Origin of the sequence: Alkalihalophilus marmarensis DSM 21297, assembly GCF_000474275.2 — a bacterium.
Classification (GTDB): domain Bacteria; phylum Bacillota; class Bacilli; order Bacillales; family Bacillaceae_D; genus Alkalihalophilus; species Alkalihalophilus marmarensis.
Window position 1 is genome coordinate 43,059 of record NZ_ATAE01000042.1, and the last position, 26,387, is coordinate 69,445.

General features: G+C 43.4%; 24 protein-coding genes. 6 read left to right on the forward strand and 18 right to left on the reverse strand.

All coding sequences use genetic code 11. The features are described 5' to 3' along the window. Positions 1 to 3: 3 nt before the first annotated feature. The gene (locus A33I_RS15695; RefSeq protein ID WP_022629307.1) at positions 4 to 1,056 is read left to right on the forward strand and encodes a hypothetical protein; all 1,053 of its coding nucleotides are present in this window, start codon (positions 4 to 6) and stop codon (positions 1,054 to 1,056) included. 486 nt (positions 1,057 to 1,542) lie between these two features. Here A33I_RS15695 and A33I_RS15700 read toward each other — a convergent pair whose 3' ends face one another. Continuing rightward, a complete protein-coding gene (locus tag A33I_RS15700) occupies positions 1,543 to 2,229 on the reverse strand; it encodes a hypothetical protein (RefSeq protein ID WP_022629308.1) in 687 nt (228 codons plus the stop codon). Positions 2,230 to 2,396: 167 nt separating this feature from the next. Here A33I_RS15700 and A33I_RS15705 point away from each other — a divergent pair, with 167 nt between their 5' ends. Then, entirely contained in the window at positions 2,397 to 3,440 is a 1,044-nt protein-coding gene (locus tag A33I_RS15705; protein WP_022629309.1) for a hypothetical protein, read from the forward strand. A gap of 33 nt (positions 3,441 to 3,473) precedes the next feature. On the opposite strand, the gene A33I_RS15710 is transcribed toward A33I_RS15705, so the two are convergent. Continuing rightward, positions 3,474 to 4,373 carry a stalk domain-containing protein gene (locus A33I_RS15710; RefSeq protein WP_022629310.1) on the reverse strand — a complete coding sequence of 300 codons (900 nt, stop codon included), beginning with the start codon at positions 4,371 to 4,373 and terminating at the stop codon, positions 3,474 to 3,476. Positions 4,374 to 4,554: 181 nt separating this feature from the next. Between A33I_RS15710 and A33I_RS15715 the strand changes: the two genes are divergently transcribed. Continuing rightward, entirely contained in the window at positions 4,555 to 5,028 is a 474-nt protein-coding gene (locus A33I_RS15715) for an STAS domain-containing protein (protein WP_022629311.1), read from the forward strand. An 84-nt stretch (positions 5,029 to 5,112) separates the two neighbouring features. On the opposite strand, the gene A33I_RS20940 is transcribed toward A33I_RS15715, so the two are convergent. The 3 genes from A33I_RS20940 to ggt form a co-directional block, all read right to left on the reverse strand. After that, positions 5,113 to 5,250 carry a hypothetical protein gene (locus A33I_RS20940; protein WP_022629312.1) on the reverse strand — a complete coding sequence of 46 codons (138 nt, stop codon included), beginning with the start codon at positions 5,248 to 5,250 and terminating at the stop codon, positions 5,113 to 5,115. A 474-nt stretch (positions 5,251 to 5,724) separates the two neighbouring features. Beyond that, the gene (locus tag A33I_RS15720) at positions 5,725 to 6,555 is read right to left on the reverse strand and encodes an SGNH/GDSL hydrolase family protein (RefSeq protein ID WP_022629314.1); all 831 of its coding nucleotides are present in this window, start codon (positions 6,553 to 6,555) and stop codon (positions 5,725 to 5,727) included. Positions 6,556 to 6,591: 36 nt separating this feature from the next. Continuing rightward, the gene (ggt, locus tag A33I_RS15725) at positions 6,592 to 8,238 is read right to left on the reverse strand and encodes a gamma-glutamyltransferase (protein WP_022629315.1); all 1,647 of its coding nucleotides are present in this window, start codon (positions 8,236 to 8,238) and stop codon (positions 6,592 to 6,594) included. A gap of 123 nt (positions 8,239 to 8,361) precedes the next feature. Here ggt and A33I_RS15730 point away from each other — a divergent pair, with 123 nt between their 5' ends. Continuing rightward, positions 8,362 to 9,813 (forward strand): NlpC/P60 family protein, encoded by a 1,452-nt coding sequence (locus A33I_RS15730; protein WP_022629316.1) that lies wholly within the window; start codon positions 8,362 to 8,364, stop codon positions 9,811 to 9,813. A gap of 40 nt (positions 9,814 to 9,853) precedes the next feature. On the opposite strand, the gene A33I_RS15735 is transcribed toward A33I_RS15730, so the two are convergent. Genes A33I_RS15735 through pgsB form a run of 3 tightly spaced genes read right to left on the reverse strand, consistent with a single transcriptional unit; the run spans position 9,854 to position 12,683 of the window. Beyond that, complete coding sequence (locus tag A33I_RS15735; RefSeq protein ID WP_022629317.1) at positions 9,854 to 11,014, reverse strand: CapA family protein; 1,161 nt, start codon at positions 11,012 to 11,014, stop codon at positions 9,854 to 9,856. A 12-nt stretch (positions 11,015 to 11,026) separates the two neighbouring features. Then, positions 11,027 to 11,476, reverse strand: coding sequence for a poly-gamma-glutamate biosynthesis protein PgsC (pgsC, locus tag A33I_RS15740; RefSeq protein WP_022629318.1), 450 nt, complete (start codon positions 11,474 to 11,476; stop codon positions 11,027 to 11,029). A 16-nt stretch (positions 11,477 to 11,492) separates the two neighbouring features. Then, complete coding sequence (gene pgsB, locus A33I_RS15745; protein WP_051320851.1) at positions 11,493 to 12,683, reverse strand: poly-gamma-glutamate synthase PgsB; 1,191 nt, start codon at positions 12,681 to 12,683, stop codon at positions 11,493 to 11,495. Positions 12,684 to 13,118: 435 nt separating this feature from the next. Here pgsB and A33I_RS15750 point away from each other — a divergent pair, with 435 nt between their 5' ends. Next, complete coding sequence (locus tag A33I_RS15750; RefSeq protein WP_022629320.1) at positions 13,119 to 13,325, forward strand: hypothetical protein; 207 nt, start codon at positions 13,119 to 13,121, stop codon at positions 13,323 to 13,325. Between the two features lie 158 nt (positions 13,326 to 13,483). Here the strand turns inward: A33I_RS15750 and A33I_RS15755 are convergent, their stop codons facing one another. After that, entirely contained in the window at positions 13,484 to 16,159 is a 2,676-nt protein-coding gene (locus A33I_RS15755; protein WP_022629321.1) for a glycoside hydrolase family 13 protein, read from the reverse strand. Between the two features lie 188 nt (positions 16,160 to 16,347). Then, on the reverse strand, positions 16,348 to 17,049 hold the full coding sequence (locus tag A33I_RS15760) for a Crp/Fnr family transcriptional regulator (RefSeq protein ID WP_022629322.1): 702 nt from the start codon (positions 17,047 to 17,049) through the stop codon (positions 16,348 to 16,350). A gap of 133 nt (positions 17,050 to 17,182) precedes the next feature. Between A33I_RS15760 and hmpA the strand changes: the two genes are divergently transcribed. Continuing rightward, positions 17,183 to 18,406, forward strand: coding sequence for an NO-inducible flavohemoprotein (gene hmpA, locus A33I_RS15765; RefSeq protein WP_022629323.1), 1,224 nt, complete (start codon positions 17,183 to 17,185; stop codon positions 18,404 to 18,406). A gap of 162 nt (positions 18,407 to 18,568) precedes the next feature. Here the strand turns inward: hmpA and A33I_RS15770 are convergent, their stop codons facing one another. From A33I_RS15770 to A33I_RS15805, 8 genes are all read right to left on the reverse strand, one after another. Further along, positions 18,569 to 19,567 carry a nuclease-related domain-containing protein gene (locus A33I_RS15770; RefSeq protein WP_022629324.1) on the reverse strand — a complete coding sequence of 333 codons (999 nt, stop codon included), beginning with the start codon at positions 19,565 to 19,567 and terminating at the stop codon, positions 18,569 to 18,571. A gap of 246 nt (positions 19,568 to 19,813) precedes the next feature. Next, positions 19,814 to 20,662: an SDR family oxidoreductase gene (locus tag A33I_RS15775; protein ID WP_022629325.1), complete on the reverse strand. Its 849-nt coding sequence runs from the start codon at positions 20,660 to 20,662 to the stop codon at positions 19,814 to 19,816. A gap of 4 nt (positions 20,663 to 20,666) precedes the next feature. Next, positions 20,667 to 21,743, reverse strand: coding sequence for a mannonate dehydratase (uxuA, locus tag A33I_RS15780; protein WP_022629326.1), 1,077 nt, complete (start codon positions 21,741 to 21,743; stop codon positions 20,667 to 20,669). A gap of 19 nt (positions 21,744 to 21,762) precedes the next feature. Continuing rightward, complete coding sequence (locus A33I_RS15785) at positions 21,763 to 22,389, reverse strand: bifunctional 2-keto-4-hydroxyglutarate aldolase/2-keto-3-deoxy-6-phosphogluconate aldolase (RefSeq protein WP_022629327.1); 627 nt, start codon at positions 22,387 to 22,389, stop codon at positions 21,763 to 21,765. A 76-nt stretch (positions 22,390 to 22,465) separates the two neighbouring features. After that, positions 22,466 to 23,482: a zinc-binding alcohol dehydrogenase family protein gene (locus tag A33I_RS15790; protein ID WP_022629328.1), complete on the reverse strand. Its 1,017-nt coding sequence runs from the start codon at positions 23,480 to 23,482 to the stop codon at positions 22,466 to 22,468. 17 nt (positions 23,483 to 23,499) lie between these two features. Further along, complete coding sequence (locus A33I_RS15795; protein WP_022629329.1) at positions 23,500 to 24,774, reverse strand: TRAP transporter large permease; 1,275 nt, start codon at positions 24,772 to 24,774, stop codon at positions 23,500 to 23,502. Continuing rightward, positions 24,771 to 25,247, reverse strand: coding sequence for a TRAP transporter small permease (locus A33I_RS15800; RefSeq protein WP_022629330.1), 477 nt, complete (start codon positions 25,245 to 25,247; stop codon positions 24,771 to 24,773). The genes A33I_RS15795 and A33I_RS15800 overlap by 4 nt, the downstream gene beginning before the upstream one ends. 67 nt (positions 25,248 to 25,314) lie before the next feature. Further along, positions 25,315 to 26,337: a TRAP transporter substrate-binding protein gene (locus A33I_RS15805; RefSeq protein ID WP_022629331.1), complete on the reverse strand. Its 1,023-nt coding sequence runs from the start codon at positions 26,335 to 26,337 to the stop codon at positions 25,315 to 25,317. Positions 26,338 to 26,387: the final 50 nt, after the last annotated feature.

Below are 26,387 nucleotides of genomic sequence, written 5' to 3' on the forward strand. Positions count from 1 at the left end.
AACATGCTACATTGGTCTAAAAAGAAAATAGTTATTGCGAGCATCATCACCGCTGCAGCTCTTGTCTGTAGTTTTCTCTTCTTTATCAGGTATGTGTCTACTGGTTTTTTAAATGTTTATACGATTTCAGAGTACGGGGAAGCCGTTACGATTATGGATCGCACACCTTCTATGATTGGCTCCTCGACTACTACCTACCGTGTACAATCAATTAAAAATTCAAGACTCCAGTTCACAGTCAAAGTAAAAGTGAATAATTATCTGCTTTGGCGCACTCCTAAAGAGGTTCTCGCAGATACTTACGAGGATGGCAAGGATACATACGAAGAGCAATTGAAGCTTGATACGGTTATAGGTGATATAGAAAGGATTGGTTTTCAAGGATTATCTGCTGATGGACTCTACGTAAGTTTCGATGCTACACATAGAAATGAAGACGGGGCAAGCTATAAGAGGCTTTCGTTAATGAGTGATGAAAAAATTGACTTTAGGAATTTTAGAGAGAACGAAATGTCGAGGTTCCATCAGCTGATCTCTCTCATCCAAAGCAGCGGATCAGATTTCTATAGAGTCTCCGTTTCTGATCCAACCATCCCATCGACCATTCACTTTGATGAATATGCTTTGACAATGTCACTACCCTTAGAAGAGCTCTATCACTATTTAAGAAAAAACAATCCAACCCTAGACAATTTCACCGTGAGAAAATGGGAAGAGCAGCTAAGGAAAATTGAAAACGAGCGGTTCACCTTCGGATCTGAAATGACAGAAATGCTCGATCTTTCATTTGAATGTAATGCTCTCACAGAAGATGGGCTTTGCAATGGTATCCTTTTAACGGTTCAATACGAGCATAATGGCCTCACTTCAGAGAATGAGCACCTAGTTGATGATGTGACTGCTATTTTGCAGACACTCGATCACGAACTAATGCACTTAGAGTTGTATGAGCTAGTTTTTATGGACAAAGATGAAGAGCATAAGACGGTGCGTTTAACCAATGAAGAGCGAGAGCAGTTTGAATCGGTTGAACAACTAGTAGAGGAGACGTTTTAGAGCAGCGAGGGATTTGCTGCTCTTATTTATTACGGCTTTATGTTTTACAGTTATTTACAGCCTTTATTCGAATTAATTGGATTGTTGTTCGAATTATTCAGCAGGTTATTCGAATAATCTGCGAAGCCGTTTGAATAATGAAGAAAGCTGTTCGAATTAATCTATAAAACACCTTAAAAGAGCACTAAAAAAGGCACCACCCCACTACTAGGTGATGCCCCAACCAAAATCTTACCATTACACTATTAAAGTTAATGGAGTTATAACTATATCATACCCATTATTCATTAATATAGAACATAAAATCACAATAAAATAGTCCCTGAACTCGACTAATAAATGCCAGTGAAATAAGCCGGTGAGCCTAGTTATCCCTAGTAGTGATATCTTTCTTTACACTAAAGTACATGTATTAAATTAGAGTATAATAAGCAAAAAGCAGCGACCAGTTATGGACCGTTGCTTTTCATATTTGACTTTACCCTACTACTCAACCCCTGTATATTTCACTGGAAGAGTCGCTTGGATTTGGTCTCCTGCTGATAAGTGAATAATGTATTCTGACAGGTAGAAACTATCATCTCTGCCTAGGATGATGTTTGCTTTCCTGCCATCGTTAACAAAATAGTTGCCTGATCCGCTGCTTGGCTCGATTCTGTAGCGCCCTTCTTCAAGATCCACTCCGACCGTGAAGTAGCCTGCTGGTAATGTGCGAGGCTGCTCTTGCTTCTCCACAATCCCTTCGTTCAACTGATCGAGCTTCGACTCACTCTCAGAAATCTTTTGCATAATAACAGCTAACGAAGCTTCTTGTTGACCAATTTCTTTAGCTAGATCGTTCTTCTCGTTTTCAATACTTTCTTTATCAGAAACTAGAGCTAGTACCTCTTCATGCTCTTGGTTTAATTTTTCCAGCTTTCCACTTTCGTCAGCTAGTTGTTTATTCACCTGCTCTAGTTCCTCATTTGCTTCCTTAATCTGTATTCGGATAGAAAGTAATTCGCCATCCATTTGCTCAAATTTCACTTTTTTATCACTCAGCTCGACTGCTGCGTTTCCATGTCCTGCGCTATAACTTAACAACGCTATTACAAGTAACAACACTACAGCTGAACCACCTATGATGCGTTCTTTCTTACTTAATGATTGAAATCGTTCTTTTAATTGTTGCATCGTTCTCTCCTAAAAATGTAAAAGTATGTATTAGATTACACCGAACTAGTAGTATATATGAAATGAATGACTAAATATATAGGTTAAAAGTCGTTAGATCAATCTCAATACGAGTGGTGATAGATACCATTCCTTGGTATGATTAACTGCGTATTGGAGGGTAGAGAATGTTACGTTGGTCTAAAAAGAAAAAAGTAATTGTGTGCACCATTGCTGTTGCAGCTCTTGTCTGTAGTTTTCTTTTCTTTATCAGGTATGTGCCTACTGGATTTGTAAATGCCTATACGATTGCTGAACACAGGGAAGCAGTGAAAATTGATAGGGTTTCAACTAGTGGACGGGGATCACCTGCAACCTACAGAGTTCAGTCACTTAGAAATCCCAAGCTTTGGTTTACCGTTAAGGTGGCGAGGTCATCTATTTTAGAACTGCCGCAAAATGTTATAGAGGATACATACGAGGACGGACAAACCACCTACCAAGAACAATTGAAACTTGATAAGGTTACCGGAGATATTGAGAAATTAGGTTTTCATGGGATCGATGAAGAGGATATCATTTTAGATTTTTTCCCCACTCACCGGGATGAAGACGGAGTGAGTCTTAAAACTCTCAACTTAGTAAGTGAAGATGAACTTAACTTTAGACAGTTTAAAGAGGAAGAACTTCCGAGACTCCATCAGCTGAAGACGTTAATCGACAAAAGCGGGGCAGATGTTTCTCGGATCTATATTGATGATGAATACACATTATCGCACATTCGTTTTGATGGATATGCATCCACCACACCTCTTTCACCAGAGGAACTATACGATTATTTAAGAAATACAAATTGGGAAATAAGCAACTATGAATCGCAGGTAAAATGGGAAAGTGAGTTTGAGAAAATAGAAAATGAGCGGTTCACATTAGGGACTGATTCGACAGACCTTATCTATCAATGTACCGATTTTAGGGATGAAGGTATTTGCAACGAGATTTCTTTAACCGTTCGATATGAGCATAACGGCCTCACTTCGGAAAATGAGCATCTAACTGCCGATGTGACTGCCATCCTCCACTTACTGGAGCATACGATGACAGAGTTAGAATCATATGACCTCTTTTTTGTAGAGGAGCTTGATAATACCTGGTATAAGGAAGTCCGTTTCACGAATGAAGAGCGTGAGCAGTTTGAGTCGGTGGAGCAGTTGGTTGAGAAGATGTTTTAGAGCAGCAGGTCGCCCTGCTGCTCTTTTTCTAGCTTAATTCCCCGCAAACATCTGCGTGTAATACCTGCTATAACCCTTATTACCGCTATAATAACCGATCCCGATTCGGTGGAAACGGTCGTTAATCATATTGCGGTGGTGTCCGGGGCTGTTAATCCAGCCGTTTGTCACCTGCTCGGCACCTGTATAGCCGGCTGCAATATTTTCTCCTGCTGTGCGGTACGAAATATTGAACCTGTCCATCATCTCAAAAGGGGTTCCATAAGTCGGGGAGTTGTGGGCAAAGTACCCTACATCATGCATGTCTTTTGACTTTATCCGGGCGACATTGCTCAATTCTACATCTAGGGCGAGCGGTGACTTGCCATGCTTTTGGCGTTCCTCATTTGTTAAGATAAAGATTTCAAGCTCAGTATTTGAGATTTGATTTACGTCACCAATTACTTGATAAGGAGCCAGCCTTTGCAGCAGCGCTTGTCTCGTCGGATCGACTGGCTTCGCTGATGAACCACTAGATATATAAACAGTTTTACTTATATTATCCCATCTAACATTGGCACCAAGAACTTCTCCAACAAAACGAAGAGGTACAATCGTTCTTCCATTCACAGCTTTCGCTGCCACGTCTAATTGATGAGGCTGTCCATTTATGAAAGCTTGTCTAGAACCGAGGGTCAGCTCTATTCTTTCAGTTCCTCTTGTAGCGGTAATTTTCTTTGTCGTGTTGTTGTATGCTACATTCGCTCCGAGAGATTCAAAGATTCCCCGCATCGGAACGAGTACTCTACCATTTTCCACTACAGGCGCCTGGTCATATGTTTGTACATTCCCATTCAGGACAACGGATACAGGCTGTGCGCTCGTACTGTTTGCACCAATAAGAAATAGAACCATCACTAAACTCATCACAAACATCAGCTTAACTCTACCCATAAAATCCCTCCTAATAAATGATTTACCTGATTACTAGTATACTATATTTTAAGAAGGACAATCTTATGGGTCCAACCTTGTTTAGCTATATAGGTAGATGTTTCGAAAAATTTATTCTCCTATTCCTAATTTCATATATAATATCTTTAAACACATATACCTTAGGGGGGAGCATGATCCTATGACACATCAGGAAGAAATTCAGCTATTAAAAGATTCGATTAGAGAGAAAGAAGAATTGATTAAAGAGTTATCAGCACCGATTATTCCATCGATCATCCCTAAGACGATCCTCGTGCCGCTAACAGGAGCTCTCACATATGAACGTTTTGCTACCATCCAGGAAAAAATAGTAAACCGCATTCCACAAGAGAAGGCGGATTCGGTGATTATAGATTTTACGGCGATCAGTTATCGTGAGGTTGGGGATCTTGGAATGGAGCAGCTTGGTGACCGGATTTCTAAGCTGCGTGATTCGTTGCGCCTAATGGGTGTGGAGACAATCTTCACTGGTTTTTCTTCTACATTTGTACAAGAGATTATCCGCTCAGGTATAGATACAAGCCAATTAGTTGTACATTCGACTTTCCGGACGGGGCTGCAGTATTTGATGAAGAAGAAGGGGTTAGAACTTGTGGAGGTTGAGAATAAATAACAGAGGAACAATAAAAATGAGCAGCTTCTTGTGATGAGAAGCTGCTCATTTTTATTGATTTGATAAGCGTCGTGTATAGATTCATTAGTCAGTTTCTTCTTCTAGTATAGAGACACCCAGTTTCTCAAGAAGTGTAGCTACTGCGGCATAGCTCGTAATGTCATCTCGTGAGTATTCGCTTAAGTGGTCGAGCAGCTCTTGGACGGAAATGTCTGTTTTCATAATTGGGTGCCTCCTCTTGGTGAGTTTATCTTGTTATATTCCTATACCCTGAGATAGGTATTTTTACACATGTTTTTTGGAGGAATTGTTTTGAGGTGGACGGTTTTCAGTATTTGTTTGCGTTTGCTAGAATAAATACTGATTTCGCTGGATTATATGATAGTTTGCTAGAAATAGTGGAGGAATTGCTGGAATCAGCTGCTTATTTGCAAGGATAGAGAGCGGGGATGAATTCCCATTTAATTGAAGCGTTTATGAGATAAAAGCTGGAGTTCGTTTATAAGTTTCGCTTTTCGTTTATAAATGAGTGGAATTTATTTATAAATAAGATGAATTCGTTTATATCTTGCTCATCAATAAGAGTGGTAACCTTTTCTACTTTTATTTCATATTCTCTTTTCACCTCCTTCCATTCCCTCTTAAATTAGAAAAACCCTTACTCCTAATCAGTTTTAGCAGCAAGGGTTCGTGGCTTTATTCATTTCCCGCGAAATAATCGACAATTTTTTCGCTCCAGACAGTGTGTCCTTTTTTATTTGGGCGGAATTTGCTGCCTGGGAGTTCAACTAGATATTGACCAATTTCTTGGTCATTTGTTAATGGCCAAACGTCCCAGTGGTCGAGATACGGGAGGTCTTCTTCTTGTGCAAACCTCTCTAATGCGTCAACCTGCTCTTGATAGAATTGGGGTTTATAGAGCGGGTGCGATGGCTGAAGGATCACATAAGAGCCGATTTGTGCATCGATGGCACTCACGATCGATGATAGATTCATCATCGTTTTATCGAGCGGCACAGTTGAGTGGTCATTTAGTAAAAACGGCTCGAATACAATGATATCTGGGTTCATCGCTTCGATTTGCTGCAGGGCTTCACCTGCGTAGAACTCGCTTGTCGTCAAGTCTTTATAGCCTGAGAGATATTGAATATCAAAGGTTTCCTCGCCGTATAATTCATTCAATTCTTCTTCAGCTAAGTCTGGCCATGATGGAATTTGAATCGTTTGACCATTTTCAAAGATTTCCCCTTGTGCGTGGGCATCGGAGCCGATGACCGCGATTGAGATTGTTTGGTTGTTTTTATATTTTGCGATGATCTGGTCTTTTTTCTCTGCATATCTTGGATGATCAAGGGCTTCACCTAGTGATTCAGCCAGCATCTCTTGCTGCTCAAGCTCTGTGTAGAAATAATCGATTGCGCCTGCTTCTACTTCTGTCAGCATATCATCGTGTTTGAACATATAGAGGGCCACAAGCAGCACACCTACTGCTGCGAGCGGCACGATTGATTTTAATAAATTCAACATATCCTCTCCACCTGCTTTCTTCTATCTATCTATCTGTTATTCCGTGCTTCTTGCTTTCCATACGCCAGAGCGTCTTTTATCCGCAGCTCCGGTCACTTCTCCGTCTTCTCCAAATTTCGATAGCACCTGTACGCCGCCATAGAACATATCTGAGTTATTAATTTTGACAAGATAGCCTTTATTGCGAAGATCTGAGACGATGGAATCCGGCATGTCTTCTTCGATAAAGATCTCATCATCTTCTACAATAAAGCGCGGCTGATCGAGCGCTTCTTGAATCGAAATGTCATCAAACATCGCACTGATCATCACTTGTGTTAATATTTGCGGGATCCGTCTGCCGCCAGGGGTGCCGATTCCCATTACATCGTCACCGTCTTCACTTCTAACAATAGTCGGTGTGATAAAGCTTCTTGGGCTTTTTTGCGGCTCGTAGGCATTCGGAGACTTATCATTTGAGCTGAAATTGGCTAATTGATTATTTAAAAAGAAGCCTTCCACCATGTTTCCTGACCCGAAAAAGTTACTTAATGTATTTGTCGCTGAAACGACCATGCCGTCCTGGTCCATCACTACAAAATGAGTCGTGTTATTATGGTTATTTTCATCCGCCGGTGTGTCGTTTACATCAAATGAAGCGGATAGCTCATCTGTTGAGATCTCAGATGCCATCTTGCTTGAATACTTCTCGCTTGCCAGTTTCTCGGTATCAATTTCCGTAAATTTCGGGTCGCTGATATTAGACAAGCGGTCATTGTATGCTTGCTTAGCCATCTCACCGAGCAGGTGAATATAGTCCGCTGATGTTTTATCAATCCGGTCGAGCTTGTACGCTTCGGCCATCTGCAGCATTTGAATCAGGGTGATCCCAGCTGTCGGCGGTCCTGCCGTGTACACGTTATAGCCGTAGAAGCTGCCTTTGGCGGCTTTCGTTTTCACAACTTCGTATTCTTCTAAGTCACGCTTTGAAACATCAGAGTAGTTATTTGCAATCTCCTCGGCAATATCGCCTTCATAAAAATCATTTAACCCGTATTCCTGCAGTCGTTTCAACGTTTCAGCCAGGTCCTCCTGCCTTAACGTCTCTCCTCCCTTGATTGCTTCATCATCAGGAAAGAAGTGACTCGCAGCATCTTGGTCAATTCGGTGCCTTGCGCCGTGAATTCTCTGGCTTAAATACGTATCGACTACAAACCCGCCTTCAGCAATTTCAACGGACGGCTCGAGTAAATCGTACAAGCTTTTTACACCGTAATCGTGATGTACCTCATGCATGCCTTTGACAAGGCCTGGTACCCCGGTGCTGTTTTTCCGCCCTTCTTTCGGGGCTGTTTCACGGTAATCATAGACAACCGGCTCTGCATCTGCTTTTGGCAGTACAAGCATCGTCCCGCCTCCGCCAAGGCCGGAACCATATGGCTCAGCAACACCGAGCGCAAAGGACACAGCTACTGCGGCATCGACTGCATTTCCGCCTTGCTCAAGCACACGCATTCCGACTTCGACTGCCACCGGATTAGACGAGCTCACGCCGTAGCCTTCTTTATGTTTCACTTGTTCCACCTCTTCATCAGGCAGGGATAAGTCGCCTGTTTCTTGTTCACCGCTTCGGTCCCCGACGATTAAAAATATCACTATGACAAGGAGCAGCAGGATAAATAGAGTCGTCCATTTAATCTTCAAACAACCCCTCCTCTCTAGGGTGTAATTCGAACTATTTTTATCATCTTCTCTCAATTTATCTTGGTTTATACCGATCTTATTAGTACGTATAGACCACATAAATACTCATAGAAGGTGAACCTCTTGAAAGTACTTTTTTCCATTTTTATATTTATCGTAAGTGTCAGTTTCGCTGCAGACACGCATGCCAGTTCAGGCACAAAGATTGATGCAGCAGGGATTCAGGTTGGTGATATTCTTTATTTTAAGTACACCGAAGCCACCTATATGGGTAACGGGCGCTTCATTAGTAGTAAGAAAGGCCTTGTTGAAATTGATCTGGCTGATCCATTTTGGACCGCTTCCTACATTGGAATAAAACACCGCAGTTCTTCAAGTACTGTTGCTGCGAATACAAAAACGAACGGTTCTACTCTTGCAAGCCGTGCCACTTCCTTAATCGGCACGCCATACAATCAGCGCGGCGAGACACCTCGTGACGGTTTTTCTACCGGCAGCTTTGTTCATTACGTGTATAAAGATGTAACAGGCAGCCTGCTTTCAAAAATTCCGTTACGGCAAAAAGAAGCCGGCACCCCGGTGAAGCGGTCTGAGCTTGCACCTGGTGACCTTGTTTTCTTCCAAGGGTCAAGCAGCGTGATAAGCGGCATCTATGTCGGCAGCCAAGAATTTGTGATTGCTGCTTCGAGCGGCGTCGCTAAACGTCATCTTGACCGTGACTCTTATTACGCCAACTCATATGTTGGCGCGGTTCGCTACTCTCGTGATGAGCTTCGTCTCAGCCATCCGCGGACGTATGAGAAACACGAGCATCCGGCAGTACGTGAGGCGATGAGGTATATCCATACGCCGTATGTGTTAACCGGCAATACACTCGCTGGTTTTGACTGCTCCTACTTAATTCAAATGGCATTTGCCGACGGACTTGATGTCCATCTCCCAAGGATTACGTATAATCAGTGGGAAGTAGGACCGACTGTCTTAGACGGAAAAATTGACTTTAAACGCCAGTCCCTTGACGATTTGATCCGTCCGGGTGATGCGATTTATTTCTCAAATACTTGGCAGCCCGGCATCTCTCATGTCGGCATTTATCTCGGCCAGAACTACATGGTTCACGCCTCAGGTGACGAGGGTGAGACGACAATCAGCTATATTGCCTCGTACTGGCAGGAGCGGATGACGGGTGTGAAACGTTTTGATGACTTAACCCTTCGTCTTGATCATCCAATCGTGCAAAAAGCGAGCGTTCTTCTCGGTTCACCGTATGCTCTTGGCGGAGAAAATTCTGAGACCGGCTTTGATACAGGCAGTCTCGTTCAATACATTTACAAAGAAAGTGTCGGACTTGATCTGCCGCGCTTCGGTTCTCAGCAAATCCTCACCGGTGTTGAAGTGACTGAGCCTGAGACAGGCGACCTTCTCTTCTTCCAAGGAAGCTCGATTATTCCTGCTGTGTATGTTGGCAATGGACAGATGGTTGTGATGACTCAGCTGCAAGGTGCCACAATTATTGATTATAAGAAAAGCGACTACTGGGCGCCTCGTTATATCGGCGCAAGACGCGTTCTATAGTAATGTGACTCCGGCCAAATATGCGCCGGAGTCCTTTTTCTTATCTTGCATCATCCATACGGGCCAGCACATGACTGTGATCGACTTCAAAAATCAGGCGATCATCCTGTTGTTTGATGCTCTCTGTATTTTCCGTATCCTTTGTCAGCTGTCTGAAAATCTTGCCGCGGTGATAGAAGCTGAGCGCTCCTTCCACCGGCTTCGGTTGCGCTTCGTAAATACGGAATGGAACGAGCTCGACTTCAGCTGTCCCATCTTCTTTTAGGTTGTACTGCGCAATAGCCGTATCACGTGTGCGCGTCCAGCCTTGGTCAAAGACGAAGTTTCCGATTGAATACAAGATTAACGTGTCATTGTACACATCGACTGACTGCAGCACGTGCGGATAGTGCCCGATCACAATATCAGCACCGGCATCAGCGAAAGCTTTCATTAACGTTTCCTGACGTGTTGTCGGTGAGCTGTCATACTCCTGTCCGGCATGAACATGCACAACCACTAGATCAGCTTGGCTTCGTGCCTCGCGGATTAACGGCAGCGCCTCGTTCGGGTCCGTTGTTAAGACAGCTGCTGCATTTGACGGCGCGACAACATCGGTTACCCCGACTGTTGCGACTTCAAGCCCGTTATGTTTTGTATATGACACGCCTTGGGCCGCGTCATAATCCGTTGCGACTCCAACTGCTTCCACATCAGATTCATCGATTGCTTCTAATGTTTCTTTCGTTTGCGGCGAATCAATTTCAAATGAATGATTGTTTGCTAGATTGACGACAGAAAAGTCCGCGTCTTCTAGCGTTTTGATTGCCTCTTTATCAGCCACTAAGCTTGAAATCTCTTCTTCACTTAACGGCTTTGAGCTTTCTTCATCGAGTACTGGACTTGTTAAGTTCCCTGTCACATAGTCGGCTGCTTCAAAGTATGGCTTTGTGTAAGCAAACATATGATCATAGCCATGTCGTTCGGCTACTTTTTCAACATGCCGGCCAAACATAATGTCACCTACAAGCGAGGCCGTAAAGACTGAATCGTCTTCTTTGGCCACAGTCGGCACATCAGCCTGGCGAATGAAGCTGGTACTCGCTAAAATGATAAAACATATGATGAATGCGATGATGGAGTGTTTTTTAGCATGTACTTTATGCTTCTTCGTGCTCATTAACACTTTTTCCAGGAAGGTCAGTTTACGTTTTTGACTCATATTTATCCCTCCCTACAGTAAGTAAAACAGCGAAATAATCGCAAATGTGATCCCGCTTAGTGCGAGTGTACTTAATACAGTCGGCGTCACACCTTGTTTTTGAATAGTGTTTGCAATTAATCCGGGCACGATGACGCCGAGACCCCTAAATTCATGGATCTCAAAGGGCATGACCGGATAGAAGAAGTCGAAGACGAGTTTCAACACAATCCCCGTCGTAAGCATGGCCGCGAACTTTCTGCGGCCGTATAATATCGTTATTTTTGAAATTCCGTACACAACAATTAAGTACGTTAAAAAACTAATTGCAAAAATCATGATTAAAAATACTGGCTGGTCAAATACAAGCGCTAAATACCCAGGTACAATCAGCCCTGCCGGCATGATGCCGGTTTTCTCGGCATAGACCAAGCTCAGAACGACACCAATTACGAGTGCCACATATAAATCAGTACCAAACACCTTAGCTCCTCCTCGTCTAACTCGCTAATCTCTTCACTTTACATTGATTTAATTTCTCGATTAATGGCTCCGCTGCCCCGTGAATGTTGCCGACGCCATAGATCGTCGTCGATGCCATTACATCGTATAAGTAGTCGGCAATCTCATCAGTAGATGCTCCTTCGAAATTAACAATCTCATTTGCTGGAATCAATCCATCTTCAAATGCATCAACAATCGGCGATACACTCTCTCCGATAACAACGAGCTTGTCCATCTCAATATGAGGCAGTACGTCCCGGGCAAACTGTTCAGTCCGTTCGACACGGTCCTCACGGCAATTCATAATAATAACCGGATGTTTTGTCGGATAGCCTAACAGCTCGACACGCTTCCAAATATTTATTGTTGATGCCGCATCGTTTGCTGCGAATCCATTTACAAAATACGATGTCTGATTTGAATGGTCATCCATCGGAATAATCCGCATCGCACCAGGGTCTGGGTGGGCATTTAACATGCCGCGGAACGCTGTTTCTTCATCTATGCCAAGCGCTTCTGCAACAGCAAGAGCAAGTGAGGCATTTTCCGGGAACACCATATATTCAAACTGCTTTAAAAAAGCCTCTGAAATTCTTGAGTTGTCTGCGACGATGACTTTCGTATTACGTTTTTTCGCAATCTCCTTATAGTAGTCCGTGTACGGGCTCTCCGTAATAATGAGATGTCCGTTATAAGGAATCGTTGCAACAAAGGCTTGCGCCACTTCGTCTAGTGTCGGTCCCATCACATCCATGTGATCTTCAAGCACATTAACAATGACACCGATGTTTGCTTGTACCATTTCTTCTTGGAACGTGATCTGATAGTCCGGGTTAACGGCCATACATTCACTAACAAGAACTTCGGCATCAAGATCTGCTGCTTCTTTTACTACGATCCGCTGCTCGCGGATATTCGGCCCCTCAAGACGACGCTTGATCGGCTTCTCTTCTTTCTTGTTCCAGTAAATCATTCGTGCTGATGTACCGGTTGTCTTGCCAATTGTTCTTTTGCCCGTCTCTGTGATCACTCCTGTTACTAGGCGCGTGACGGTTGATTTTCCTCTGATTCCATTAATGTTGACGCGTACGGGAATGGAGTCGATGTTTCGTTTGTGAATAATCTTCTCTCTAATTCCAAGCACCAAAATAAAAATGACAAAAATGGAGATCGGTATAAAAGCCATTTCATATACCTCTTTTCTGTTTTTTTTAACCATCGCAGGACATTTAGTGGTGCAATAGGCACCGCGTCCCCGAAAGCTCACAAATTTGAAATATTCATGAACAATGGCTTGCCATAGCACATTATAATCAAACGACTGCCCTTTTGGCTGTCCGTCCATCGAGCTGAATAAAAGTAGAACATCCGGCTTATAAATCAGGCTGTCACTTTCGTACATTAAAGCGATATATGAGAAGATGGTTACATATTTACTTAGCGAGTTAGTAGGACATAGATACCCTTTCCACATTAAAGACTGTAGGTATGCGGTTTATTCGCGGTCAAGTCAGATTTGTTGACATTTTTTCATATTCACGTACTATGCGACCAATGCGGGACCTATCATTTTTGAGATTGGGAGAATGTGGAGAATTAAGGCGGATTCGATAAGGATGGAATGGTTGTTTTCCAAAATATTACTGTTCATTTAGGTGTAAGCGGGGCATTTGGAGGAGGGAGCTGGTGTGGATGGCAGGTTAATTTCCAGTATTTTGCTGCATTTGTTCGAATTAAGTGGAATGTTGTTCGAATTAATGGTGGGTTTGTTCAAATTATCGGGATCCTTATTCGAATAATTGGGATTGTTGGTCGAATTATGGCTTGAGCAGATGACTTTTTCCAATATATTGCTGCATTTGCTAAAATGATTTGGATTTTCGCTGGATAAATGGCTGATTTGCTAGAATGACTCCTCCATTTGCTAAGATAATCTCCTACAATGCTGAAACCCAACAAAAAAAGTGCGCCGCAGCGCACTTTTTCTTATTTTTGACCTCGCTTATCACTCGGATGGAGCACCCTTACTTGCTCTGGCTCCGCCGGATCAAAGACAAATTCAAATTTTCCGCCTCGATCTGGCGTAAATGTTAACTCACCTGTAGATTCTCTTCCGTTTATCACATATTCAAACGTCACAGTCTGCTTATTTTTCAAGTGAATGCCTTCTGAGCGCCATACACCCGCTGCCTCGTCGTAAGTTAAGGCGATATCCTCGTCATGTACGCCACGCAGCGCGACATGCTCAATCACCTCTTCTTCCTCAACCACTTGATAGACAGCAAATGAACTTGCTCCGACAGTCAGCTCATCGCCCGTCACTCTTTCACCTGTCAATAGATTCTCTAATTCAAGTTCTTCATCTAATGCAAGCACAGCTTCTGCTCCTTTATTGACAGCAACAATCAAACGCTCGTCCTCATTGCTGCGCTCAAATAGAAGAGCATCGCGTGTTGCAGCATGCGCATGGAAATCACCTGTGCGAAGGGCTGAGTGGTCCTGGCGGAGCTCGATGATGTCTTGGTAATGACTGAGCAGTTCCTGGTCCTGTTTTTCTTCATCCCAAATCATGAACTCGCGGTACCAGCGGTCTTTCCAGTCATTAAATTCATTATGGTTCGCACTTTGCGAGACGCCGACTTCCGTTCCGTAGTAAATAACAGGTGAGCCTGGCAGCATAAATTGCGTAAATGATGCCAGCTTCAGCTTGTCTGTGTTATTGCCTGCTTCATATAAGAAGCGCGGTAAGTCATGATTATCTAGGAATGTCGTCATAATGTATTCCGGGTGATACACGGCTTCATTTTCCTCAACATAGTTCACAACAGACTGCATCGACCCGTCAAAAGCAAATGTTCCTTTAAACGTGTCATGGAAGCCGAAGTCCAGCGCGCCGTCAAGTTTTCCAGCATAACTCGAAATTTTCTCGCGGCTGTCCCATACCTCGCCAAAAACATACATGTCAGGATCAATCGATTTCACTTTATCGCGGAAATCGACCCAGAAGCTGTAGCTCGGACCTTTGGCATAATCCAGGCGCAAGCCGTCAAATTCAAGCTCTTCTAACCAAAATGGAACGACCTCATTTAACATATAATCACGTGCTTCCGGATGGTCGTTATTAAATTGCGGCAGCTCTTCAATCCCGTAAAATGTCTCATAAGTGCCGTCCTCATAGAACGTATACCAATCGTAATACGGGCTGTCTTCCCCATTTTCAAGCGCGTCTTGGAAAAATGGATGCTCGCTTGATGTGTGATTCGGGACAAAATCATAGATTACTTTCATATCACGATCATGCGCTTCATCAATTAATTCTTTTAGCACATCAAGAGTGCCGAAGTTCGGATCAACGCCCATAAAGTCTGTTGGGTGATAGCCATGAGAATACGGACCTTCAAATACCGGCGACAGCCAAATCGTATCCACACCAAGCTCTTCGATGTAATCAAGCTTTGCAAGCACACCTTCAAGGTCGCCGCCCATCCAGTCTTTTAATGCTTCTTCTAGCGGCAAGTCAGGATTTACCCCAAAATTATTATCTGGATTGCCATCAAAAAATCGATCGACAAAAATATGATAAATGACTGCATCTTTTGCCCAGTCTGGTGAGCTGTAGTTCTCAACATAGTAGGCAAACTCGGTTGCTTCCACGCTTGTTAAGCTGTTTGTATCGGCAAATTGAGATCCAACGCCCTCAGCTGCCCACACATCGACAACATATTTCACCGGTGTGCCGTCTGCTTGCTGAGGGATTAATCCTTTTAACGTGGTACGCTGCAAGTTATCGTCTGGATTTGTTTCGACTACCTCTAATGGAGAGAACTCGCCAGAACTTGCTTCCCCGCGCGCGCCAGCTGGAGTGCTTCCGTCTGTTGTAAAGTAGATTCCGCCCTCATCAATCGGGCCGTAATGCTCCACCTCTACTGTAATCTCAACATCATCATTTGGCGATGGGATGAACGGGTTGTGGTTAAAATTATGCGAGACATTTTTAGCCACAGGGAGGCCTGTCCATTCTGTTACCGTGTCGGATACAACCGTTCCTTCTTCCGTAAACGTTGCGGTGCGGTTGGCATCAATAACTTCACGATACTTCGAATCTCCTAGCCCGTAGCGGTATTCGATCTCCTCGCCTGCATGGCCGTTTAACGTAACAGTGAACGCCTTACCTTCCCGCTCTAGCGGTGTCACGCTGTAATTGAAGCTGTTATTGCTCGTTGCGACTGTTGGTACGGCCCAATCGGGTGTATCTTCCGGCACCGTTAATTGAAGCGTAATCGATCCGTCGTACTCTGTTGCTGGCCGTACATCAACTTTACGTTGATTGCTCGGGTCAAAATAAAATTCATATTCGCCTGTCTGCGGCACCTGGAATCGTAAATTGTCACCAGGGAGCCACTCGTTATCCATGACAAATTTATACTCAAACTGAATTCCGCCGGAAAGTGTGACAGGTTCACTCTTCCATAAGCCTTCGGACTCATCAAATGTGAGTGGGTTGTTCTCTCCGTCCCAGCGCAGCGGTGATTCCCCGCGCAGAACGACTTTATCGTATACTTGGTCGCCTGCAGCCTCCGCTTTGTTCGTTTGTGCAAACGGTTGCACAAACAGAGATAATAAAAGGCTTACTATCATGATTAAGACTAAACTCTTTTTCATCTTATTCTCCTCTCTTTTTTCGGGTTTTAGCACAATTGAAAACGCTTACTAGTTTTCATTGTAGTATGGTCCTATTCATTTATGCAATAATTTTCTGAAAAATAGGCAATCGGTTGCACAAGAGGGGAGAAGGAGTTGTCGAAGGATAGGAGCGGAATAGGTCTTTTTTATTTATAGAAGAGGAAACACTACTCGCCGTAGAGCTTCCCCTCCATTTCCGCGCGAACAAAACAGAGCCTACTTTCTTCGCTTTCTTTTAACAAGCCTTCTTTACGGAGCTTGGTTAACGTACGATTGACCGTTTCCCTCGTCGTGCCAATCATTTTGGCTAGCTGCTGGTTGGTGTACTCAGACTTGATTACTGTTGCACCGTTTTCTGCTGTCTCACCGTTTGTTTCTCCGAGGCGAATAATCAATTTAATAATTTGCTCGTATGTATTGTTGACGATTTGCGCTTCAAGACGGTCTTGCAAGTCAACGATCTTCTCTCCTAGTACATGAAACACTTGGATACACAGCTCTGGATTTTTGCGGAGAATGTCTTCAAAATCATTTATCGGAATAACAACGAGCTGGGCATGATCAACCACCTGTGCATAGGCCGGATAGCCGCCTTTTCTAAAGAACCCGACATGAGGAAACATCTCGCCTTCTCGTAAAATCGCCACAATCTGCTCACGGCCGCGGTTATCGGCCTTATATATTTTGATGCGGCCGCTGTAAATGAAATACACATTTTCAATCGGCTCATCCTGCATAAAAATATGGCTGCCCCGCCCCCACTCACGATATATTGATATATTAACAATCTGATCGAGCGCCGTATCGTCGAGTCGTTTAAACAGCGGAAAATGAGTTAATAACTCTTTAATCGTATCCGTATTTAGCATGGAGTACCCTCCTTTCACCTGTTAGATTTCACCAGTTAGTCACATCTATTGTGATGTATATCACACCCTTGCCAACTGCTGCGAGCTATACTCATAAGTGTAGAAAACAGAAGATGAGAAGGGGCGAGTGCATATGTTATCTAAAGAAACTATTTCTATTATAAAGTCTACGGTTCCTGTATTGGAAGTCCACGGAACAAAGATTACGACTCGTTTTTACCAAATGTTATTCGAGCGTCACCCTGAACTATTAAATATTTTTAATCATGCGAATCAAAAACAAGGACGCCAGCAAACAGCATTGGCAAACTCAGTGTATGCGGCAGCTGTTCATATCGACCGCTTAGAAGAGATCATTCCGGTTGTAAAACAAATCGGACATAAGCATAGAAGTCTTGGCGTGAAGGCTGAGCATTATCCAATTGTCGGTGAAACATTGCTAGATGCGATGGTAGATGTGTTAGGCGATGCGGCTACTGATGAAATCCTCGCTGCATGGGGCGAGGCGTATGGCGTGATTGCTAATGCCTTTATCGGTGTGGAAAAAGAAATGTATGAGGAAGCTGAAAATCAAGATGGCGGCTGGGCTGATTTCCGTGAATTTGTCGTCGCTAAAAAAGTAGTCGAGAGCGATGTGATTACCTCCTTCTACTTACAGCCATATGACGGCGGTAAGATTGCTGAATTTAAAGCCGGACAGTATGTGACGATTAAAGTGAAGCCTGAGGAAAGCGAGTATACTCATCTTCGTCAATACAGCTTATCTGATGCTTCCGGAAAAGATTATTACCGAATCAGCGTGAAGCATGAAAATGATGGCGTCGTATCAAGCTATTTGCATGAAAAAGTGGTTGAAGGCGATAAAGTAGAGCTGACAGCACCAGCCGGAGATTTCGTTTTAAATACAGATTCTGATAAGCCAGTGGTTCTAATTGGCGGCGGGGTCGGCGTGACGCCAATGATGAGCATGCTCAACACATTGGTTGAAGCACAGCCAGAGCGTGAAGTGATCTTCATCCACGCAGCTGAAAACGGTGCGTTGCAAGCATTTGGTGAGCATGTGGAAGAGCTGGCCGGAGCTAATAGACAGGTTAAGAATTATGTTGTCTATGCAAACCCGACAGAGGCCGACGTTGAGCGCGGCGCGTTTGATCTTAAAGGCTTGATTGATTTAAAATGGCTCAAAGCTGCAGCAGGTGATGTGGCGGCTGAGGCTGACTTCTACTTCTGCGGACCGGTTCCGTTTATGAGAGTAATGAAGCAGTATTTAGCTGAAATGGGCGTGAGTGACGAGCACGTACATTATGAGTTCTTTGGACCGGCGGCGAGTTTGGAAGCGGCGGTTGAGGCGAAGTAGGGAAGGAAGCACGCAATAGAGTGGTTATTTCCATATTATTGAATCGCTTATGCGATAAAAAGAGGAATTCGTTTATAAATTTGAAAATTTGTTTATAAATGAACCTGATTTGTTCAAAAATATATCAATTCGTTTATATCTACTTAAAGAAAGGTACCGACACTAGTCGATACCTTTCTTTTTTGTTAATTCTATTAAATTATCAACCTCTAACTTATATTTTGTCCCTTTCTTACTCCCAATTTTGCTCGATTCCACTATCTTTAATAAGCGTGATGCTAATGGACGATTTATATTGAGAAAGTCACATGCTTCTCTATTCGTAATCATATCACTTACGAGTAAGACATAATCTACTAAGCTGTCTATATGCGCCCACTTTGATTGGTAATAGCAGCTTGGGCATACCCACTTCCCGTGTAATCTCTGCATGGGAAGTGCATCACACTTTGGACAGTGGATACCGCTTAATAATTGATCTAGCTCAATTCGGTAAAAATGGATGGGTTCAAATATTGATGGCACATGGGAGTTATTTAGAATTCTAGTCGCTTTTTTGAGTAGCTTTGGATCGAAAATGATTGTGGCATATTGCGAGGTCAACTTCTCTATCCGTTTCACCAAAACCGTGTCGCGTATTACATGTCTTCTTGTATAGGTCGTGGAGTCGGAGAGGGCTATTCTGCTTTGTGAGTTCGTTATGACCACTAGCGTTTCAACCGGTATATCCGGCAGTTTATGCTTCTTTAAAAATTGGCGAAGTTGACTAGCTTGCTTTTGGACTTGGATGATGGGGTCTGGAAATGTGTCTTCTGCCTCAGGAGTTGTGCGGACGAGCTGCTGAAATTCTGGTTCAAATGAGAGGGTTCCATAGAGATGCTTCACTTCGATGATAAGGATGTAGGTGGGAGTGAGGATGAGTGTATCGATTTGAAAGAAGTAATCACCGCTTTGGAGACGAAGGTCGTGGAGGATGATGTACTCTTTTGGCGGCAGGAAGCTAAGATGGTAATCGAGGGCGGACTCACCTTTATAGCCGGCTTTTCGTTTGGCAAGATCGGCTTCAATCTGAGGTTTTTTAGGGTGATGAGCGGGGATTCGGCGGAGGAGAGCTTCTAATTTGTCAATATGAATGGGGATTTTGCGAGGTTTAGCAATCATATTAGGCTCCTTTGCGGTTTGTTAGTGATTTAGCAGATGAAGAACTTCGACAAATTGAGTGGTTTGTCCTTCTAAGAAGATCATAATAATCAAAGTTATCTAGATATGAACAAATCATCCTAATTTATAAACGAAAAGAGCATTTTATAAACGAATTAGCTAACTTATAAACTAAATCCCAAATATACAAACAAACGCAGCAAATATATGGAAAAACACAACCGCCCCAGCGGTTGTGCCCTCGTCTTACACTCCTGAATACGCCATAAACCCGCCGTCTACCGGTACAGTGATGCCTGTTACAAATCCAGACATATTCTCATCTGCCAGCCACAGCAATGTGCCGAGCAGATCTTCTGGATCGCCGAAGCGGCGCATTGGTGTGTGCGTAATAATCTTCTCCGAACGCTCTGTTAAGCTGCCGTCTTCATTTTTCAACAGCTTATGATTCTGTTCTGTTAAAAAGAATCCTGGTGCGATCGCGTTTACACGTACGCCTGACTGAGCCATGTGAACGGCGAGCCATTGCGTGAAATTATCGATAGCCGCCTTTGCAGCGCTGTATGCAGGCACCTTTGTCATTGGAGATGGTGCGCTCATTGACGAAATATTGATGACAACGGCGCCTTCTTTATCAACCATGCGCTTTAAGAATACTTGCGTGGCATTGATCGTCCCTTGAATATTCAAGTTAAATACATGCTGGAAGCCTTCGCTGCTCATATCAAAGAATGTATTAACCGAGTCATTCGTCAAATCTTCTTTTTGGAAGATTTCATTTGTAGTTGTTCCTTTTGGATGATTGCCGCCTGCGCCGTTAATTAGAATGTCGCATACGCCAAGCGTTTCAGTGATCACTTTTTCTGCTTCTACGATACTGTTTAAATCAAGAACATCGCATGCGATCGCCAGCGCCTCGCCGCCTGCCTCGATAATATCCTGCTCCACTTGCTTTCCTTTTTCAGCGGTACGATTTAAGATCGCTACTTTCACGCCTTGACGTCCTAACTCTCTTGCCATCGCACTGCACAGCACGCCGCTTCCGCCTGTAATGACCGCTACTTTACCTTTTAAATTTTCATTGATTGCCAGCATCGTTTTAGGCCTCCTGCTTTGCTTTCGCTTTTTCTAACGCATCCCAAATTCCCCAGATGTACATAATCCCAAGGGCTCGATCATACAACCCGTAGCCCGGACGGCATTTCTCATCCCAAATATGACGGCCGTGATCGGGGCGGGCATAGCCTGTGAACCCATTTTCGTGATAGGCCGTTACAATATCTGTGATATCTAGAGAACCGTCTTGCGTTCTGTGTGAGGTCTCGATGAAATCGCCGTTTTCATAAATACGGACGTTGCGAATATGAGCAAAAGGAATTCGATCGGCAAATTCTCGTACCATATCAGCCACATCATTATCAGGGTTAGATCCTAGTGATCCGCTGCATAGAGTTAGCCCATTTGATGGACTGTCTACTAGATTTAAGATGCGCTGCAAATTCTCTTTATTTCTAACGATGCGTGGAAGTCCGAATATAGACCATGGTGGATCATCTGGATGGATGGCCATTTTGATATCATGCTGCTCGGCAACTGGAATAATATTTTCTAGGAAATACTGAAGATTGCTCATCAAATCTTCTTCTGTCACATCTTTATACGCTGCAAACAGCTTTGTTAAATCAGCTAGACGTTCAGGTTCCCAGCCGGGCATGGTCAGCTCTGAATTCTCATTAATCTTTTTGACCAAATCCATTGGATCAATATCATGGATTTTTGATCCTTCGTAAAACAGCGCAGTTGAACCGTCTTCTAGTTCCTTCGCTAAATCTGTGCGCAGCCAATCAAAAATCGGCATGAAGTTGTAGCAGATCACTTTGACGCCGACACTTGCTAATTTCTCAATCGTTTTCTTGTACGCTTCGATGTAGTGATCTCTTGTTGGAAGGCCGAGTTTAATATCTTCGTGAATATTTACGCTTTCTACCACTTCGATATGTAAACCATGTTCTTCGGCTTGTTCTTTCACCGCATGAATCTTCTCAATCGGCCACTCTTCACCTGCAGGAACATCATGCAAAGACCAGACAATCCCTTCGACACCTGGGATTTGTTTAACTTCTTTTAGCGACACATGATCATTGCCGTCTCCAAACCACCTGAATACCATTCTCATGATCTTATTCCCTCCCTTTTTAGTTATTTAATAGCTCCACATACACTTTCGCTGCTTCCACTACGCCTTCTACACCGGATTTCTTTAAGGCTTTGTTCCAGTCACTTCCGACTCCAACTGCAGCTGCCCCGTTTTCAATCCATTCCTGGGCATTCGAAGCATTTACTCCGCCAGTCGGCATGATTGCTACATGCGGGAGAGGTCCTTTAACCGATTTGATAAAGGATGGCTCAAATTGGTTTCCTGGAAATAGTTTAATTAACGCAACGCCGTATTCTGTCGCTTCCTTCATTTCACGGATTGTCATACAGCCTGGTACATAAGGGACTTGGTATCGATTACAGAGCTTAGCTGCTCCGGCGTCAAAGCACGGGGAAACCACATATTCCGCTCCATTTAAGATAGCGATTCTAGCAGTTTCTGAATCTAATACACTTCCTGCACCTACTGTAATATCAGGATATTGAGTGCTTAATTGTTTAATTAAACGCATCGCATCTGGTGTGGTGAAAGTTACTTCAATGGATGTCACGCCGCCTTCAATACAGCCTTTAGCAATCGTTTCGGCTTCTTCAAATGTATCCCCGCGAACGACAGCGGTAATGCTGGCATCAATCATCTTTTGTAAGGTTTGATAGCTTTTCATGATCATTCTCCTTTTATCAAGTTAGTTGCGAATCAACACATCATGCCCACCCGTTAATTGGGCGGGCAGATCGTGCTTACATGGAGATTACTGCTTTTCGTACTTCATTTGGATTGTTTTCAATGAAAGACATAGCTTCTTTAATTTCATCAATAGAGAAAGTATGTGTGACCATTTCATCTACATTCAGCTCTTTTTCTTCCATCCACTTAATTACTTTTTCAAATTGATTCGTTTGCAGGCGTGATCCGACAATTGTTAATTCTTTTTTCGTGATCGGAAGCTGAGAGATTGTTGATGGACGCTCATCAAACCCTAGTACCACAACACGTCCGGCAATGGAGGCTGCATGGATGCCTAGTTCAAATGTTTGCGGAAGACATACCGCATCAATCACGACATTAGCTCCTTCACCAGTTGTGGCTTTCATCACCGTCTCCACTACATCCTCTTTACCAGCGTGAATCACTTTATCTGCTCCGCACTTAAGGGCAAAGTCTAATCGTTCTTCACTTAGATCGGTGATAAAGCATGTAGCTCCAAGCAGCTTTGCCACTTTCAGACAACAGATTCCAATCGGACCAGCTCCTTGAATCAAAACGGTATCACCTTTTTGGACATTTCCACGCCAGTTGGCTTGTGCCCCGATCGTAAATGGCTCGACTAATACCGAATCTTCAAATGGTATTGCCGCATCCACTTTATGAAGGTGAGCTTCGTTTACGACCATATATTCCTGCATGCCGCCGTCGCGGTGTACACCATATACTTCAAGCTTTTCGCACACATTTGCTCGGCCATTACGGCATGCATAGCACTCGCCGCATGTATCGATGGGTTCTAATACCACCTTATCGCCTTCTTTTAAACGAGAGACACTCTCGCCGGCTTTGACGACTTCACCTGTCACTTCATGTCCAATAATACGCGGATACGTAGCTAATGGATTGGTCCCGTGGTAGATATGCATATCTGACCCGCAAATTCCTACCATACGAACGCGCATCAGCACTTCATTTGCCGCTTTTATTTCTGGTACTTCTTTTTCAATAACTGCAATTGAACCAGCTTCCTCAACATTTACAACTTTCATGATCTAGACGCCTCCTATTAATCAAACAAACTTGGTAAGAACAACGTAATTTCAGGGATAAAGGCAACTAAAAGTAAAACGACTAAACTTACAAATAGGAACGGAACAAGTGCTTTGGTCGTATCCCAGATCGACACTTTTCCGATGCTTGATGCAACGAATAAACAAACTCCTACAGGCGGTGTTGTCAGGCCGATAATTAATGCAAGCACCATGACGATCCCAAAGTGTACTGGGTCCATGCCGACTTGAGCCGCAACCGGAAGCAGTACCGGGAATAAGATAACAAGAGCTGCGATTGTTTCCATAAACGTTCCAACAAATAGCAATAATAAGATAATTAGCAGAATAACGAGGATTGGATTTTCTGTAATCCCTAAGATTGTGTCTGCTACTAAAATTGGAATCTGTTCACTTACTAAAATGTAGCCAAAAAGGTTAGCAAACCCTACTAGAATTAAGATTGATGCTGTGCTGATCATTGAATCTAGAATGATTTTTGGAACTTGTTTGATCTTTAAGTCTTTATATACGAACAACCCGATCACTAATGCGTAAAGAACAGCAACAATAGATGCCTCTGTCGGTGTAAAGTAACCGCCAAGGATTCCGTATAAAATAATGACTGTCATCAAAAGCGCCCAGAATGCGCCGAAGAATGATTTTGTAATTTCACCGATTGGCTTACGGTCTTGCTTTGGGTAGCCTCTCTTCACTGATAGGAAGTAAGCCATAGCCATTAATCCCAAACCAAGAAGCACACCGGGAATCGCTCCTGCTAAAAATAAATCTCCGATCGATACACTTGCGAGCGTACCGACAATAATTAACGGAAGAGATGGCGGGATGATCGGTCCAATTGTAGAGGATGATGAAGTGACAGCCGCTGCATAAGGTGCATCATAGCCTTGCTTTTTCATCGCTGGAATCATGACCGAACCAATACTCGCTGTATCCGCTAAGGCTGTACCAGAAATTCCGGCAAACCCCATTGAGGACCCGATATTCGCCAGACCTAGTCCCCCTCTGATATGACCGACGATATCATTGGCAAATTTAATAATTCGCTCGGTGATTCCGCCTGCATTCATTAAGTTCCCGGCAAGAATAAAACCCGGGATACATAGAAGAACGAATGAGTTAATTCCAGAGAACATTCGCTGCGGGATAATCGTCAGAGGAACATCAACGATAATTAAATAAAGTAAACTTGAAAGCCCTAAACTAAAGGCAATCGGTACTCCTAAAAACATGAGAACAAGGAAGGATAGGAATAAAAGTAATGCCATCATGCTTGTTCGCCTCGCTTCCTTCTAACAAATAGATCAATGATGCTGATAATCGCATACACTCCTACAAGCAGCATGGATAAACCGATGCTTGCATGTATCCATGACATTTCAATTGCCATCGTAGCTGAACGCTGCCCTTGACCAAGCAGCATGAAGTAATAGCCGTAATAGGCAATGTAGGAACACATCACAATGACTAGAAGTTGAGTAAACGCTGTATAATAATTCCGGAACCTCTCCGGTATTGCATTCAAAATGAAATCGATACTAATAAATTCTTGACGTTTCATCGCAAGCGGTGCTCCAAAAGATACCGCAAATATAAATAAATAACGTGTTAACTCTTCTGTCCAAACAGCTGAAAAGGGTAGGAATCTAGTAGATATTTGCATAGTTACAACGACAATAATACCGATAAAACATAGGGCAGTTAAGACTTCTAGCGTTCGATCTAAAAGTTTTAGCGGTCTCACATTTCTCATCGCCTTTCTTAGAAATAAGACGTACCAACGCCTAGTTGATACGTCTTATTAGAATTCCTTATTGAACTTCTAAAATTTGCTGGTAAAGCTCAAATTGCTCTTCTGTTAATGCACTTTCAATCGCTGGCTCCATTGCTTCACGGAATGCATCTTGGTCTACATCACTATTAAATGTCATGCCTTCAGCTTCAAGAGTGTCACGGTAATTTTGAATTTCTTCAACGAACAGCTCATCACCGTATCCTTTAGCTTCCTCAGCTGCTTCCATAACCGCTTGCTGTAAGTCTTCACTTAACGCCTCGAATTGAGAGTTCCCAACTACTACATAAATCCAAGAGTACACGTGCTCTGTTTCGTTTACATATTGTTGTACTTCATAAAGACCGCCGCTGTGAATAAGGTCAACCGGGTTTTCTTGACCGTGAATCACACCTTGCTGCAGCCCAGTAAATACTTCGTTAAAGTCCATTACTTGCGGGCTCGCCCCAGCTGCACTCCAAGAATCCATGAATAGCGGAACATTAGGTACACGCATTCTGAAACCGCTTAAATCTTCAGGTGTGCTGATTGGCTCATTCGATGTTAAGTTACGTGGTGCACGCTCCATGTGGAATAAAGGTGTAACGCCGACTTTTTCTACGATTTCTTCTTCAATCTCGCGTCCGATTTCGCCTTCAACGACTGCATTTAAGTGATCTGAATCACGGAATGCATATGGTACAGCTAAAAGAGCTGCTTTGGGTGCCCAGTTTTGCATCGTTTCACCAGTGATAAGAAGATCAACGTTTCCGCCCTTCACACTGTTTAATACTTCTGTTTCCCCGCCAAGCTGGTTGTTCGGATAGATGGAAATATCAATTTGTCCTTCTGTTTTCTCACTAACAAGCTCTGCAAATTTCTCAGCAGTTTGGTGCCAAATGTGATCTTCAGCAGCTAAGTGACCCATTCTCCAGTTAATTGTTTCACCAGATGCAGTATTTTCTTCTACACCGTCCGCTGTTGTTTCCGTATCTCCGCCGCCACAAGCAGCAAGCATCATAAGTAATGCAGATCCAATCACTAACCCTTTAAGCTTTTTCATGTGTATATCCCCCTAAATGTGTATTTGTGTACGGTTATCGTAACCGTTTA